This window comes from Allobosea sp. TAB14, from assembly GCF_052113865.1.
In the GTDB taxonomy this organism is placed as follows: Bacteria; Pseudomonadota; Alphaproteobacteria; order Rhizobiales; family Beijerinckiaceae; genus Allobosea; species Allobosea spartocytisi.
Genome location: NZ_JBFRDQ010000106.1, coordinates 1 through 13,944 on the forward strand (window position 1 = coordinate 1; position 13,944 = coordinate 13,944).

Sequence of the window (13,944 nt, forward strand, 5' to 3'; positions counted from 1 at the left end):
GTCACGCCCACAGCGGCCTGCTCGACGAACATCTGAGCCTGTCGCTGCTGGAGCAGTATGGCGTGCCGACAGTGCAACGAAGGCTGTGCCGCAGTCCAGAGGAGGCTCGCGCCGCCTTCGAGGAGCTCGGCGCCGAGAGCGTCGTCGTCAAGGGCTGCGCGGCCATCATTCGGCACAAATCCGAACTCGGGCTGGTACGTCTGCGTCTTCAATCGGCCGCCGCCGCAGCCGAGGCGGCACGCCAGTGCCTCGATGTCCTGTGTACGCTCGATATCGACGACCCTGCGGTGATCGTCGCCCCGATGGTCGGCGGGGGCCATGAATTCGCTCTCGGCGTGGCGATGGACGACCGGCTCGGGCCGCTCGTCATGATCGGCGACGGCGGTACGCTGATCGAGCTTCGCCGCGACGTGACGTCCCTGATGGCGCCGTTCAGCGAGGAAGCGGCCGTCACGGCCTGCATGGGGCTGCGGCTGAGCCCGCTCTTCAACGGCTACCGAAATGTTCCTCCGCTCGATGTCCATGCGCTCGCTAGAGCCGCGGTGGCGCTCGGCGACTTCGCCGCGAGTTCTCGCCAGACGCTGCGATCGGTCGACGTCAACCCTCTGATCGTGCTGCCCGGCGGTGGCGCGCTCGCCGTGGACGCCGTGGTCGAGTTCAACTGAAGGATGGCACGCGTGTCGCAGGCACTGCTTCCCCCCGCCGATGTGATCGTTCAGGTCCAGGATCGCATCGGCGTCGTCATGCTCAATCGGCCGGACCGCCTGAATTCCTTTACGAGTGCGGCCCGCAGCGCGTTGATCGCCAGTCTGAAGGCGCTCGACAGCGACGATGGAGTCGATGCGATCATCATCCGGGGGGCCGATGTGACGGCCTTTTCCTCGGGCCAGAATCTGGACGAGGCCAGCACCGTTCGTTTGGACGGCATCGCCGCGTGGCAACAGCACCAGCGCGCGATGTATCAGGCGCTGCGCGATCTCGCGAAGCCGAGCGTCGCGGCGATCGACGGCATCTGTGTTGGCGGCGGCATGCATGTCGCGCTTTGCGCCGACTGGCGAGTTGCGACGCCCAAGAGCAAATGGGGTCAACCCGAGGTTCGGGTCGGCGTCGCGAGCATCGTGGGCCCGTATCTGATTGGCCTGCATGTCGGCCGGACGCACACGGTTCAGCTCTCGCTGTCGGGCGAGTTGATCAATGGCCAGCGTGCCTACGAAATCGGCCTGGCGACGGAGCTGGCCGAGCCTGACGTGCTGCTGGAGCGGGCCGTCGAGCGCGCCAAGCTACTCGGCTCGCTGCCCAGGTCGGCGGTCCGGCTGACCAAGAAGCGCTTCCGCGACACAACGCAAGCCGACTTCGACGAGGTCTGCTCCGCCGGCATAGAGGCACAGATGGAATGCTACGCCCAGGGTGAGCCGCAGGCCATGATGGGTCGGTTCCTGGCGCGCCGCGAGGCGAAGCGCGTCAGCGAAGCCGGGTGACCGTGCCTTCAGGTTTGATCGGGGCGCAAGGGGCCGGGTCGCGGTCCCGGGCCAGAGGAAGGGTCCCGGGCGAACCCGGTGACCGAGTGGGAACACACGCGATGCTTCTGCGGATTCGACAGGACATTCTCTGCGGCGCGCTTTTCGTGGCGCTGGGCGGGACGTTCGCACTCAGCGCACGCCATCTGTCCTTCGGCACAGCCAATCGAATGGGACCGGGCTATTTCCCTTCGCTGCTGTCGCTTGCGCTCGTCGCGATCGGCCTGGTCCTCATCCTCAGGGGTTGGCGCAGCGGAGAGGGGAAGGAGGTCGCCGTGCCCTGGCGCGGACTGGCCATCATCCTAGCCAGTCCTGTCGTCTTCGGGCTCGTCCTCTTGCCGCTCGGCTTCGTTCCGGCGGTGGCGGCGACGGCGCTCCTGTCCGCTTTCGCCAGCCGGCAGTCCCGGCCGGCCAGCGCGTTGGCGACAGCAGTCGTCCTGATGGCTCTCTGCTGGGTCGTATTCATTCTCGGGCTGCGCCTGAGCATCCCGGTTCTGGGCACTTGGTTCTAGGGGAGGGCGGGTTGGAGCTGCTGCATAATCTCGGCCTCGGGCTTTCGGTTGCCCTGACGCTCGACAACCTCTGGTATTGCCTGCTGGGCTGCCTCCTCGGCACACTGGTGGGGGTGCTGCCGGGCCTGGGGCCGATCGCGACGATCGCAATGCTCCTGCCCGTGACCTTCGGACTGCCCCCCGTGTCGGGGCTGATTATGCTCGCAGGCATCTACTACGGAGCCCAGTACGGCGGCTCGACGACTGCGATCCTGATCAATCTGCCTGGAGAATCCTCGTCCGTCGTCACCGCCATCGACGGTTACCAGATGGCGCGGCAAGGCCGGGCCGGTGCCGCCCTCGCGACCGCAGCGATCGGCTCCTTCGTCGCCGGCACTTTCGCCACTTTCCTGCTCGGGGTCTTCGCGCCGCCGCTCGCGGAGGTTGCGCTGGAATTCGGACCAGCCGAGTATTTCGCGCTCATGGTGCTCGGCCTGGTCGCTTCGATCGTGCTCGCCTCAGGCTCGATCGTGAAGGCACTCGGGATGATCGTGCTCGGCCTCCTTCTCGGACTTGTCGGTCAGGACATCTATACAAATACGTTGCGGCTGACCTTCGCCATCCCACAATGGGCCGAGGGCTTCGAGTTCGTGGCGGTCGCCATGGGCGTCTTCGGCCTCAGCGAGATCATCCGAAATCTCGAGGTTGAGGAGGACAGGACGGCCGTGAAAGCCGGGTTCAGGAGCCTAATGCTCTCGCTGAAGGACATGCGGCAGATCACCTGGCCGATCATTCGTGGGACCGTTATCGGCTCGTTACTGGGCATCCTGCCGGGCGGCGGCGCCATGCTCTCCTCCTTCGCATCCTACGCGATAGAGAAGAAGATCGCGCGCGAGCCTGGGCGCTTCGGCAAGGGCGCCATCGAGGGCGTGGCCGGCCCCGAGAGCGCGAACAATGCCGGCGCGCAGACGTCGTTTATCCCAATGCTGACGCTGGGTGTGCCGTCGAACCCGGTGATGGCGCTGATGATCGGCGCGCTCATCGTGCAGGGTATCACGCCCGGGCCGAATGTCGTGACCGAGCGACCTGATCTGTTCTGGGGCGTCATCGCCTCGATGTGGATCGGCAACCTCATGCTGGTGGTGCTCAACCTGCCGCTCGTCGGAATCTGGGTCAGGCTTCTGACCGTCCCCTATCATCTACTGTTCCCAGGCATCATCACCTTCTGCTGCATCGGAGTGTACAGCGTGAACAGCAACATCGCCGACGTCTTCACGATGGTGATGTTCGCGCTCGGAGGATATCTGCTGATCAAGCTGGATTGTGAGCCCGCGCCTCTGCTCCTGGGCTTCATTATCGGACCGATGATGGAGGAACATCTGCGGCGCACGTTGCTGCTCTCGCGCGGCGACGTCTCGATCTTCGCGACCCGGCCGATCTCGGCAGGTCTGCTGATCTTGGCGCTGGCCGTATTGGTCGTGGCCGTCCTGCCCTTCGTCAGAAGTAGGCGGGAGCAGGCCTTCGCGGAATGAATTCTGCGGGGGCGATTACGGGATCCATAGGCCGATAGCATCATGGTCGTACCGCGCGACCAGGACCTCGCCGGCTCGACAGCCTGTAGCCGTCTCGGGCTCGGCGGGCCGGCGCCGTGTCAACGCCGAGAAAGCAACGTCTTTCAAGAAGAACTCCCCGTCACCATGCCCCTCGATAGGGTCCGGAAGACTAGCGAAGCTGCGATCGAGGCGGTCGCTTCGACGAGCATTCCGTTCACCATCAGCATTGTCGACTGCACCGGACAAGCGGCGCTGATGACACGCATGGAGGGAGCAGCCATCGCCTGCGCTGTCTTCGCCGTTAAGGCACTTGTCCTCGTTCTGGCCGGCCGGCGCCGTTCTGCTGACGAACCGGGGCAGCCTCGGCCCGACGACGAACCGGCCGATCATTGCGTGACCTTTCCCAGTCTCCCGACGAACCTCCATTCGTGGGGCCTCACGGCCTCGCTAACCGAACAGCGGAAAGGAGTGAATCCATGACAAGAATAGCAGGTGTCGTCGTGTTCAAGGCCAAGCCCGGCATGGGCGAGGAAGCAACCAAGAGGATCGCGGCCGCACTGCCCGCGGTGGAAGCGGAAACGGGCACGACGCTCTGGCTCGTCCTGCGGTCGAATGCAGATGCCGACAGGATTTTCCTCGTCGACCTGTTCGACAGCGAGGCAAGTCTGAACGCCCACATGTCCGGCAGCGCTGCCGCCCAGATCTTCGCGACGGTGCCCGAACTTCTGGCCGCCGATCCCGAACTGCACCCGAGCGCGGTGATCGCGTCGAAGCCGGCAGCCTGAGCCAAAAGAAGCCCTGAGTTCGAGCGCCCGACGAGCAAAACCGCCATTCAGAATCGAAGGATGGCATGCGCCGACGATGGGAGGAACCGGCGGCGCAGCCGTTCGCTAGCCCCTGATCAGGCCATGCGGCGAAGACCGCCAGACAAATTTCTCCGAGGCAGCGTTACCTCGGAGCACGTCGCAACGAACCATCTTATAGGCGCGCCGGAAAGGCGGCCATTCCGCCAGCCGCAAACGACGTGCTGGCTCAACTTCACAGGAGAACCAATATGTCCGATCGCCTGATGTCCACGCTGGTGGCCGGTGCCTTCGCCGCCGCGTTCGGCACGCTCGCTGCCGCCCCCGCGAGCGCGCAGGACTTCACTGCGCAGCAGAAGAAGATCCAAGCCGAAAACACCGTAAAGGTGAAGTCCGGCAAGGTCGAGCCTTGCTTCGGCGTCGCGCTCAAGGGCCAGAACGACTGCTATGCCGGCGCCGGCACGACCTGCGCGGGCACCAGCACCGCCAACTATCAGGGCAACGCGTTCAAGCTGGTCCCGACTGGCTCGTGCACGACGATGTCCACCCCGAACGGGATGGGCAGCCTCAAGCCCAAGGCCTGATCGACCGCCCGGCCGGGCCGCGAAGGCCCGGCCACTTCCTCCATCACATCGACCGAGGTGAAGCCCATGCCGGACGCGACCTTCGAACCATCCCGGAACCCGATGCCGAAACGGGCCGGCGTCGGCCTGAAGGCCGAGCATTATCGGACGATCATGGAGACATCTCCCGACATGGGCTTCTTCGAGGTTCATGCAGAGAATTACATGGGTGCCGGCGGGCCGCCGCATCGCTACCTTTCGGCGATCAGCGAACGCTATCCGCTGTCGCTTCACGGCGTGGGGCTCTCGATAGGCGCGGACCGCCCCCTCGACGAGGATCATCTGGCGCGTCTGCGGCAGTTGATCGATCGCTATTCGCCGGCGCTGTTCTCGGAGCACCTCGCCTGGTCGAGCCACGATGTCGGCTTCCTGAACGATCTGCTTCCACTCCCCTATACGGACGAGACGCTTGCGCGCGTGGTCGAGCATATCGATCAGGTGCAGGACGCCCTCGGGCGACAGATGCTGCTGGAAAACCCCTCCACCTATCTCGCCTTCACCGAGAGCACCTGGCTGGAGACGGAGTTCATCGCCGAGATTGCGCGGCGGACCGGGTGCGGCTTGCTGCTGGACGTCAACAACGTCCACGTCGCCTGCACCAACCAGATCTGGGATCCAATCGCCTATCTCGATGCCTATCCGCTTTCCCATGTGCGAGAGATCCATTTGGCCGGTTTTGCGCCCGACACCGACGAGGAAGGCCGACCCCTGCTGATCGACGCACATGACCGCCCGGTCGAGGCGATCGTCTGGGATCTGTTCGCCCATGTGATCGAGCGCATCGGGGCGGTTCCGACACTGATCGAATGGGATGCGAACGTGCCCGGTTGGCCGACGCTGAAGGCCGAGGCAGAGCGCGCCGAGCGAGTCATGGCCGATGTCGTCGGCATACGCGGGCGTGCTCACGCGCCGGCTCACGCGCACTGATCTCGGAGGTAAAAAATGCCAAGGCGGAGAGTTGCGATCTATTACGCTTGGAGCCGACCGGACGAGACCGGAGCTCCTCTCGACATCATCGAAAGTCGCTTTCCGGCTCTCTTCGAGAGCCGCCGGATGCTCTATCCGCGCTTCGAGCAGCTGAGCGATCCCTCGCGTTTCGACCAGGGGATTGCCGGTTTCCTCGATCACATCATGAAGCAGAATTTCGTGGCATTCGTGAAACTGGCGGAGGCGGCCACCGGGCATCCGGTCGTCGAGATCGAGCGTGTCGGCACTGACGGACGRCTCGTTCCGCTCGGGCCCGATGTTCTCGACGGCGTCGATACACTCATCGTCATCAGCTTCGACTCGCTGCGAACGGATCAGCAAGCCAGTGATGCGGAGATTGAATTCATCCGCTCCTTTCTCTCGACCTCCGACAATCTCCTGTTCGTCGGTCCCCATCACGACATCGGCGAGGAGGAACTGGACACTCACGAGGCGACGGTGGCGCGGCAGGTCGAGGACTTCCTCCACCATGGCGACAAGACCATCCCGCCTAGGCAAGGCTTCGGGGGCTTTGGACGTTCGCTGCTCGCCGGCCTCGGCGCTCCCGTCGAGAACCGGTTCGGGTTGCGTCCAGCCGCACAGGCCGACGGCACGCCGAGGCCGATCGAGGTCGATCCCTCGCTCGACCGACTTCACCTGCTGTCGGGCGTCAGGACCTTCAATCTGCATCCGCACCTGCCGCATTTCGAGCGCATGGGCGAAGCCCTGACCAAGCTCGCGGTGATGGCCCGGCAGGAGATCGACCTCGCGGCTCCACCCCACCCCTTCACGGCCGGAGGTCGCACCACCTTCGATGCCTTGCTGCAGTCGAGGCAGGATGCGTTTGCCGGCACGCTGCTGGTTGGCGATGCCACCCTGTGGAGCTCGACGGCCGGCGGCGTCGATAGCCTCCGGGCCTTCTGGACCAACGTCGTCCGGCGCCCCCATCGGGAGGAGCGGGCATGATCGATTCCATCGGTGTTTTGGCCTCGCCGCCCGAAGGCCACGAGGAGGCTCCCGCCACGCAGGGGTTCGCCGACCGGCAGGCCGACTTCGCCCGCGCGATCCTCGACCCGTACAAGCCTGCTCCCGCCGGCTTGGTCGGCCCTGACGGACGGCCTAGTGCGAAGCGCTTCGCCGTCTACCGCAACAATGTCGTCGTCGGGCTGATCGAGACGCTGAAAGCGGCCTATCCGGTGGTCCGTCGCCTGGTGGGCGAGGAATTTTTCACGGCCATGGCGCGCGACTATGCGATGGCGGAACCGCCGGCCTCGCCGATCATGCTCGACTACGGAGCCGGCTTTCCCGCATTCGTCGGATGCTTCGAGCCCGCCGCCACGCTTCCTTATCTCGAAGACGTGGCGCGCCTGGAGCGGGCATGGGTGGAGGCCTATCACGCGGCTGAGGCATCGTCATTGCCGCCTTCCGCTCTGGCACAGGTACCGGCGGACGGCTTGCCAAGGCTGCGGCTCGTTTTACACCCTTCCATCCGCATCGTGCGCTCGGCCTTTCCGATCGTGGGGATCTGGCAGGTCAATATCGAAGGTGACGACGTCACTGCGACGTCGCTCGAGGCAAGCGAAGATGATGCGCTCGTCGCGCGTCCCGAGGCGGAGGTCGAGATCCGGCGCCTGCCGGTCGGTGCCGCGGCTTTCATGAAAGAGCTGCAGGCCGGCGCTCCGATCGTCGAGGCGGTGAAGGAAGGATTGTCCGTCAGCCCTCAATTCGATCTCGCGGGCGTTTTGCGAGGCATGATCGAGGCAAAGGTGATCGTGGGCTGCGACATGACGCCAGCACGATCGGTGGAGGCTGCATGAACGTGTCGTCGACCTTGTCGAGCAGGGCTGCTGCAACGGTCCGTCATGGGCTTGTCGGGCTGGAGGCAGTCGCGCACCATGTCGCGCCGCCGGTGTTGCGCATCGCCCTCGCACTTCCTTTCCTCCGTTCCGGCCTGACACGGTGGGACGGCTTCCTGTCTCTCTCGTTGGGCACGCAGTTCCTGTTCGAAGAGGAGTTCAAGCTACATATCTTCGGCGGTGAATACGCGCTTCCCGCACCCGAGCAGTTGGCGCTGCTGACGGCGATCGCGGAAATCGTGCTTCCCACCCTGCTGATCTTCGGCGTCGGGACGCGTCTTGCCGCGCTCGGTCTGCTGGTCATGACCGGCGTGATCCAGTTGGTGTTTCCCGACGGTTGGGCCAATTTCCACTTGTACTGGGCAGCTTTGGCCATCAGCATCATGGCTATCGGTCCTGGTGCACTCTCGGTCGACCAGTGGATCGACAAGGGCGTCGCCCGATCCGGCCGGCCGGGAGCGAGATGATGCCGTGCTGCGGACTCCGTATCGGGTTCCACGGCGATCGTTCGTTCGAATCCGCTGTATCCGGGAGCTGGCGCGATGCGTAACGACGGGCGGCGGCGGCTGACGCTAGTCGCCTCGGACGGCGCGACGACCGGTGAGACGGCGAGAGATGAGGGGGCCGCCGCATCGCGCGACCTCGACTGGACGATTCTCATGGCACGCGCGCAGGACGGCGATACGGTTGCCTATCTGCGTCTCCTCCAGGAGATCACGCCCTATCTCCGATCGCTGGTCAGGCGATGGCACAAGGACCATTGGGATATCGAAGACACCGTGCAGGATATTTTGCTGACCCTCCATTCGATCCGGCACACCTATGATCCCTCGCGACCGTTCGGTCCCTGGCTGGTCGGTATCGCCCATCGTCGTGCCATCGACCGGCTGCGCCGACGCGGCCGACAGATGTTGCGAGAGGCGCCGCTCACCACGGAGCATGAGGCGACCGCCGCATCGGCCAACGATGCGGACGATACGCTCGACAATCGTCGTTTGACGGAAGCCCTCGGCGGCTTGCCGCCGATTCAAAGGACTGCCGTCGATCTCCTCAAGTTGAAGGAAATGTCGCTGAAGGAAGCATCCGATGCCACCGGCCTTTCGATCGCTTCGCTGAAGATGGCGACCCATCGGGCGCTCCGCAATTTGCGGACGCTGCTATCGGATCGGAGGGATTCGTGATGGACACCGCCGGTCTGATCCGTTCCCTCGCCACCAACGTGCCGCCGGTCCGGCGCCTTCGTCCGCCGCTGGTTCGTGCTGCTGGGTGGCTTCTGCTTGCCGCAGCGATCATGGGCCTCATGACGGTGAGCCATGGCGTGCGGCCGCAATTCGCCGAGCGCATGCAGGATGCCGTGTTCGCCATCAACATGGTCTCGTCGCTCCTGACAGGCATATTCGCAACGATCGCCACCTTCTTCGTCAGCCTGCCGGACCGCTCCCGCCGATGGCTTCTGCTGCCGGTCCCCGCCCTCGTCGTCTGGCTATCGACCATCGGCTACCAGTGCTTCGCTGGCTGGGTACCGGTCCCGCCGGGAGCGATCACCGTCGAGGCCGCGTCGGGTTGCCTGGCGACCCTCGTGCTGACCAGCCTGCCTCTGTCGCTGCTGATGCTGACGATGCTCCGCTACGCTGCGGCGCTGCGGCCCACATCGGTCATTCTGATGGGGAGCCTCGCCGTTTCGGCGATCACCTCGACGGCTCTCTCGATGTTCCATCCGCTCGACGCCACCGCGATGATCCTCGGATGGAATCTGGGTACGGCTGTACTGTTCCTCGCAGGCGCTGCTCTCTTCAGTCGGAGAATGTCGCACGCCACAAGTGAGCAGAGAGATTGAGCGACGAAGGTTGCTCCAGTTGCTGACGAAGGGGCTGACATGGGGAGGAGAAATCGAAAAGTCGCCGACCAAACAGTCGATATGGCCGCCGACCGTCGAGACGAGCTCGATCCAGATGCTCAAGCGACTGGTTGCGGCGGCACATGCGTGTCTCACTGCCCGATCGGCCGGACGTAGCGAACGAATGTCAGCACGGCGGGCTCGTCTTCAGGAAATTGACCGAACCCTATCTTGCTCTACCACCGCTCGCCCTGGTCGGTCGCACGCGCGGCTCACCCAAGCCGACGACGCGCCTGCTGATCGAAGCCATGCGGACAACACTGCGTGTCTATGCGGACTGACGCTTAGTGTGTCCGCTTTCCGGAGGTAGCCCAATGGCTGCTTCTGGCGCGAGATGGCCGCGAGGATCGGGGGCTCTGCTCCCCGTATACCTCCGTTGCCAAAATGCCAAAACGCCTACGCGCTCCGACCGTCGCAAACTCCTTCGCCGTCATCGTGGCTTAGGCCGTTTCCGCGCGATCATGTCGTGCACCTTCCTGCGGCTGTCGGCGAGTTTTGGCCGGATACGCGCCACCTCGGCGGGATCGGCCTTCGGGATCGGGTAACTTCGGCCGCCGTTACCAGACGCATTGCCATAATGGTGGCTGGCGGTGTCGTCGGCGGCATGGCCCATGAGCGCAGCGACAATGGTCGCGCCGAGATCGCGTTCCTCCGGTGTTTTGGCATTGCCTATATAGTGACGTTTCAGGCGCGCGGAGACGGCATGCCGTAGTGAATATGCTGTCGGTCGCAGCTTGCGCCGCGGGAACAGCGCGTTGGTGATCACGCGCAAGCGCTCCTCGATACGCATGAGCAGTCTCTCATAGGCATCGAGGGACATGCGATTGACCCGATCCGTCCAGGCGAACAGATGCTCGCGGCTGACGGGGTCAATCTCCTCGAAGATCAGGGTCCTGCTGGCCCCGTGCGCGCGGTCATTAGTGTGCTTGGCATTCGGAACGGTCATGATCAAGGTGTCACCGACGATTTTGATCATGGTCCCATGCCACTCGATGGGACGCAGGCCCGCCAGGATATTCGCGCTCATGAACGCCTTGAGATCGTCAGTGTATTGCGACCGGTAGAGCGGCGCAGCCGTGATGATGCGGTCGAAGTCCGCGTCGCTGATGGCCTTGGCCTTGCTCGCCGAGGTGCGCAATGGGGCGGCGGTTTTCGGCTTCCTGGCCTGCGCTGCCGCAGGCTCCTGCTGGCGGGACTGGTCGAGCATGGCCAAGGCTTCGACGACCTCGGTACGCAGGTGAGGTTCGCGCCGGGCCAGCCTTTCGAGCCCGAATTGTATCGCCGCCCGGTATTGTCTCACTGAGGTGGAGCGCAGATCTTCTGACCAGACGAGGAAGCGGCGCACCAGATCGACGACCCCGATCGAGCGGTCGAGCTCTTTCGAAGCCCGCCGCCAGAGCTGCCCGAAGCGCTCGCTGTAACGCCTCTCGGTCTTGGCAGTACGTGTGGGTTCCTGCATCGGCATATCGGATACCCCCGTTACTCCCGAGGTAACGCCCTCGTTTTCAGCTCACGATGGCGGCCGGGAGCTTCGCCCGATTGACAAGGTAGTCGCCGGGGCTGCGTCCCTGGGCTCCCGGCTGGCGATCCGCACGCGAGAGAACGCCGTCGGCTTCGAGCGCCCTGAGAGCGTCCTCGAACTGGCCGGGCGTGCCGAACAGCCGGGTATGGGTGCGGCGCAGGTCACGCGCCCGGAAGCGCTCGACGTGATTGTTGCCGAGGTGCTGGATCAGGTTGCTCCTGATGCGCTCGCCGCGATCCTGGCCGATATGCATCGCGACCATTGCCATCGCCGGAGCGAAGAGCCTGTCGATCAGGCTGATGGCCGCCTCGATCCGCGCCACCGAGATGACGGTCGGCAGTTTCTCGCCGGCCCGGGCCTGGACCAGGACCTCCAGCACGAGAGCAAGTCGCGAGGCGTGACCGGGGGCTTTTTCGTACCAGCTCTGCACAAGACCGCCGCGCTTGCGGCCCTCGGCCCGCCAGACACCCATCGCCCGCTCCAGGCGATCGATGCCCTCCTCGCTCATCGGGATGACGACGAGTTCCTCGCCCTTTCCCATGGCACGCAGCCGCGCGATGACCTCCAGCAGCCGGTCGAGCTTCAAGGGAACGCGGGCGATCCGCGGCGACGGTGTCTCGCTCACCCACACCCAGAGAAAGCGGGCAGCAAGACCATCGTCCTCGCCCCCGATGAAGCCGGCCACCCTGTCCGGTTGGGTTCCCGTCAAGACCGATACCGAGAATGACGTCAGCTCGCGGCTCTCGCGGCTGATCCGGCCAACGCGCAGCGAGCCGGCGCTCGTCGCCTGTAGCATGAGCGCACGGGTGTTGCGCCCGCGCGCCAGCATGGTGCTCGCCTCGTCGGACACCGCCAGGATACCGCGCGGCGATCCCGCCAGCCTCTCGGTGATCTCCTCGATGGTCGAGTCCTCGATGACGATGCCGGGCCGGATTGGCACGACGACGGCGTCGGGGCGTCTGGCAGGCGGCTCAGGGTAGGGAAAATCCTTGCGGACGGCCCGGCGGCAGTCCGCATCGTAGATCGACCACTCGATCTCGAGCTTGCGCTTCTCGCGCGCCGCGGCCTCGCGCCGCTGTATCCATTCCGTCTTCTCGTCCTCCGCGATCGTTCCCAGCAGGCTCTTCGGCAGCGCTGCCATTGCGGTCTTTCGCGAGCCGGGAGGAGCGACCATCATCCCCCAGAGAACAGGCGCCTCGATCCAGGCGCCGCCGATCTCGATACGCACCAGCGATCCCAGAGCGGTGGCCGCACTCACCAGCACACTGACCAGCGGCATTCCGACATCGAGATTGTAGCCCTGCGCCAACGCCGTCACATCGGCAGCCAGATCCGCATCGCCGAGTTCCGCCAGATCGAATTTGGCCACGGATGATGAAGTGGCGATAACGGCGATGGAGGCGGACGTCGCCAGGCCGGCGATCGTGTGCGGGGGCTGCGGCCGTCGGATCGGGACGGGTCGTGGCAGCCTGGGCGGCGGCGTCACCGCAGCGGCATGATCCCGGGGCGCGCCTTCGGCGCTCGGCTTCGTGGGATCGATATTCTGCGCGTCGTCCGGCATGAGACTCACTCCCCGCGATCGAAATGGGCGATGATGACGGGCGAGATCGGGTCGCCCTCCCGCAAGGCGACGGAGCCCAGCAGGCGCACCCAGCAGCTGACCGTGCGTGCCCAGCGGCGGCCGCCGACATCGATCGCGGCCACGGAGTCCGTCTGGACGATGTCGTCTCCCACCATGCCGATGAGCACCGGCAGATCACTATCATCGTCGATGATCTGGACCGCATCCGTCAGTGTCCTGGCGGTCGCGAGCTCTGCATCGCTCGGCTGCCAGCCCTGGCGCATGAGCCGCAGCTCCTCGCGCAGCAGGCGGACGCGGTCCCACTGCACGTCGGGGTGGGAAGCCGCGTGCCCGTCGGCGGGGAATTCGGCGTCTCCGATCAGCACGGCCACGCCATTGCTCATCAGGCCGGTGTCGGCCGTGTCGGGGCGGCGGGCCCGGTAGGCGGCGTTCCAGGCGCGATCATCGTGTTTCGACATTGCATGAATCCACATAAAACATGAAAACATGCTAAAACTGGATTCGCGCGATTGCAAGAGCGGTCGATCACTGGCACTCTCCGCCGCCAACGCAAAGGTGCAGCCGGTGTTCTTTTTCTTTTTTCCGCCGATCGATGAGGCCCGAACACAGCAGGCGCGGAACATGCTGAAAGCAGCGCGTGAGGTCATGCCCGACGTGTCGATCGCAACCCTCGCGTCATTCCTTGAGGTCGCGTTGAGCAGCGGCGATCAGCCGTCCGCAAAGACTCTGGCGGAGCGAGCAGGCATCCCCTACGCGCGCTTCATGAGACATGTCGATGTGCTGGCAGAGGGGACGCGACGCGTGCCGGGGCACAAGGTCCTGTCGAAAACCTATAACGACGCACTGCGGCGCCACGAGATCCAGATGACCGGAAAGGGCCTAAGCCTGCTTGACGCGATAAACGCGCCACTGAGAGAAAATACGGATCAGCGCCGTCGGGTGATCCGTTCCGGAGAGACGGCGGACAGGTGACCGCGAATAGGCCCTGAATCACGTTTGAGCTTTGGAGAGTGAGCAGCCCTTTGGATGGCTGCCCAGATGCTATTCCGCGCGCATCACGCCGCTTGCGACCACCGGAGTACGGTCGGCGACCGACAAGGCAGTGGCCGGGTCCCGATTCTTGAACCGGTACGG

The 13,944-nt window shown here is 64.7% G+C and carries 17 protein-coding genes; 14 read left to right on the forward strand and 3 right to left on the reverse strand.

Annotated elements, in window-relative coordinates; all coding sequences use genetic code 11:
- The 13 genes from AB4Y99_RS16705 to AB4Y99_RS16765 form a co-directional block, all read left to right on the forward strand.
- A partial coding sequence (locus tag AB4Y99_RS16705; RefSeq protein WP_441524092.1) for an acetate--CoA ligase family protein occupies positions 1–665 on the forward strand: 665 nt, incomplete at its 5' end.
- A 12-nt stretch (positions 666–677) separates the two neighbouring features.
- Positions 678–1,478, forward strand: coding sequence for an enoyl-CoA hydratase/isomerase family protein (locus AB4Y99_RS16710; protein WP_441524093.1), 801 nt, complete (start codon positions 678–680; stop codon positions 1,476–1,478).
- A gap of 101 nt (positions 1,479–1,579) precedes the next feature.
- On the forward strand, positions 1,580–2,029 hold the full coding sequence (locus AB4Y99_RS16715) for a tripartite tricarboxylate transporter TctB family protein (RefSeq protein ID WP_441524094.1): 450 nt from the start codon (positions 1,580–1,582) through the stop codon (positions 2,027–2,029).
- A gap of 11 nt (positions 2,030–2,040) precedes the next feature.
- Positions 2,041–3,540, forward strand: a complete 1,500-nt coding sequence (locus tag AB4Y99_RS16720) for a tripartite tricarboxylate transporter permease (RefSeq protein ID WP_441524095.1) — start codon at positions 2,041–2,043, stop codon at positions 3,538–3,540.
- Between the two features lie 521 nt (positions 3,541–4,061).
- Positions 4,062–4,346 (forward strand): putative quinol monooxygenase, encoded by a 285-nt coding sequence (locus AB4Y99_RS16725; RefSeq protein WP_441524096.1) that lies wholly within the window; start codon positions 4,062–4,064, stop codon positions 4,344–4,346.
- A 269-nt stretch (positions 4,347–4,615) separates the two neighbouring features.
- Complete coding sequence (locus tag AB4Y99_RS16730) at positions 4,616–4,948, forward strand: BufA1 family periplasmic bufferin-type metallophore (protein WP_441524097.1); 333 nt, start codon at positions 4,616–4,618, stop codon at positions 4,946–4,948.
- Between the two features lie 66 nt (positions 4,949–5,014).
- Positions 5,015–5,914 (forward strand): MNIO family bufferin maturase, encoded by a 900-nt coding sequence (bufB, locus tag AB4Y99_RS16735; RefSeq protein WP_441524098.1) that lies wholly within the window; start codon positions 5,015–5,017, stop codon positions 5,912–5,914.
- Between the two features lie 15 nt (positions 5,915–5,929).
- Positions 5,930–6,919, forward strand: coding sequence for a hypothetical protein (locus AB4Y99_RS16740; protein ID WP_441524099.1), 990 nt, complete (start codon positions 5,930–5,932; stop codon positions 6,917–6,919).
- Positions 6,916–7,770, forward strand: coding sequence for an HvfC/BufC N-terminal domain-containing protein (locus AB4Y99_RS16745; protein WP_441524100.1), 855 nt, complete (start codon positions 6,916–6,918; stop codon positions 7,768–7,770). The genes AB4Y99_RS16740 and AB4Y99_RS16745 overlap by 4 nt, the downstream gene beginning before the upstream one ends.
- Positions 7,767–8,276 (forward strand): DoxX family protein, encoded by a 510-nt coding sequence (locus tag AB4Y99_RS16750; RefSeq protein WP_441524101.1) that lies wholly within the window; start codon positions 7,767–7,769, stop codon positions 8,274–8,276. Before AB4Y99_RS16745 ends, AB4Y99_RS16750 begins: the two co-directional genes overlap by 4 nt.
- A 75-nt stretch (positions 8,277–8,351) precedes the next feature.
- Complete coding sequence (locus tag AB4Y99_RS16755; RefSeq protein ID WP_441524102.1) at positions 8,352–8,990, forward strand: sigma-70 family RNA polymerase sigma factor; 639 nt, start codon at positions 8,352–8,354, stop codon at positions 8,988–8,990.
- A complete protein-coding gene (locus AB4Y99_RS16760) occupies positions 8,990–9,646 on the forward strand; it encodes an NrsF family protein (protein WP_441524108.1) in 657 nt (218 codons plus the stop codon). The genes AB4Y99_RS16755 and AB4Y99_RS16760 overlap by 1 nt, the downstream gene beginning before the upstream one ends.
- Before the next feature lie 143 nt (positions 9,647–9,789).
- Positions 9,790–9,987 carry a hypothetical protein gene (locus AB4Y99_RS16765; RefSeq protein WP_441524103.1) on the forward strand — a complete coding sequence of 66 codons (198 nt, stop codon included), beginning with the start codon at positions 9,790–9,792 and terminating at the stop codon, positions 9,985–9,987.
- A 149-nt stretch (positions 9,988–10,136) separates the two neighbouring features.
- Here the strand turns inward: AB4Y99_RS16765 and AB4Y99_RS16770 are convergent, their stop codons facing one another.
- From AB4Y99_RS16770 to AB4Y99_RS16780, 3 genes are read right to left on the reverse strand one after another with little or no spacing between them, the layout of a single operon-like run.
- On the reverse strand, positions 10,137–11,165 hold the full coding sequence (locus AB4Y99_RS16770) for a hypothetical protein (RefSeq protein WP_441524104.1): 1,029 nt from the start codon (positions 11,163–11,165) through the stop codon (positions 10,137–10,139).
- Between the two features lie 46 nt (positions 11,166–11,211).
- Complete coding sequence (locus tag AB4Y99_RS16775; RefSeq protein ID WP_441524105.1) at positions 11,212–12,789, reverse strand: DUF3987 domain-containing protein; 1,578 nt, start codon at positions 12,787–12,789, stop codon at positions 11,212–11,214.
- A gap of 5 nt (positions 12,790–12,794) precedes the next feature.
- Positions 12,795–13,268: a hypothetical protein gene (locus tag AB4Y99_RS16780; RefSeq protein WP_441524106.1), complete on the reverse strand. Its 474-nt coding sequence runs from the start codon at positions 13,266–13,268 to the stop codon at positions 12,795–12,797.
- Between the two features lie 28 nt (positions 13,269–13,296).
- Between AB4Y99_RS16780 and AB4Y99_RS16785 the strand changes: the two genes are divergently transcribed.
- Entirely contained in the window at positions 13,297–13,782 is a 486-nt protein-coding gene (locus AB4Y99_RS16785; RefSeq protein WP_441524107.1) for a hypothetical protein, read from the forward strand.
- Positions 13,783–13,944: the final 162 nt, after the last annotated feature.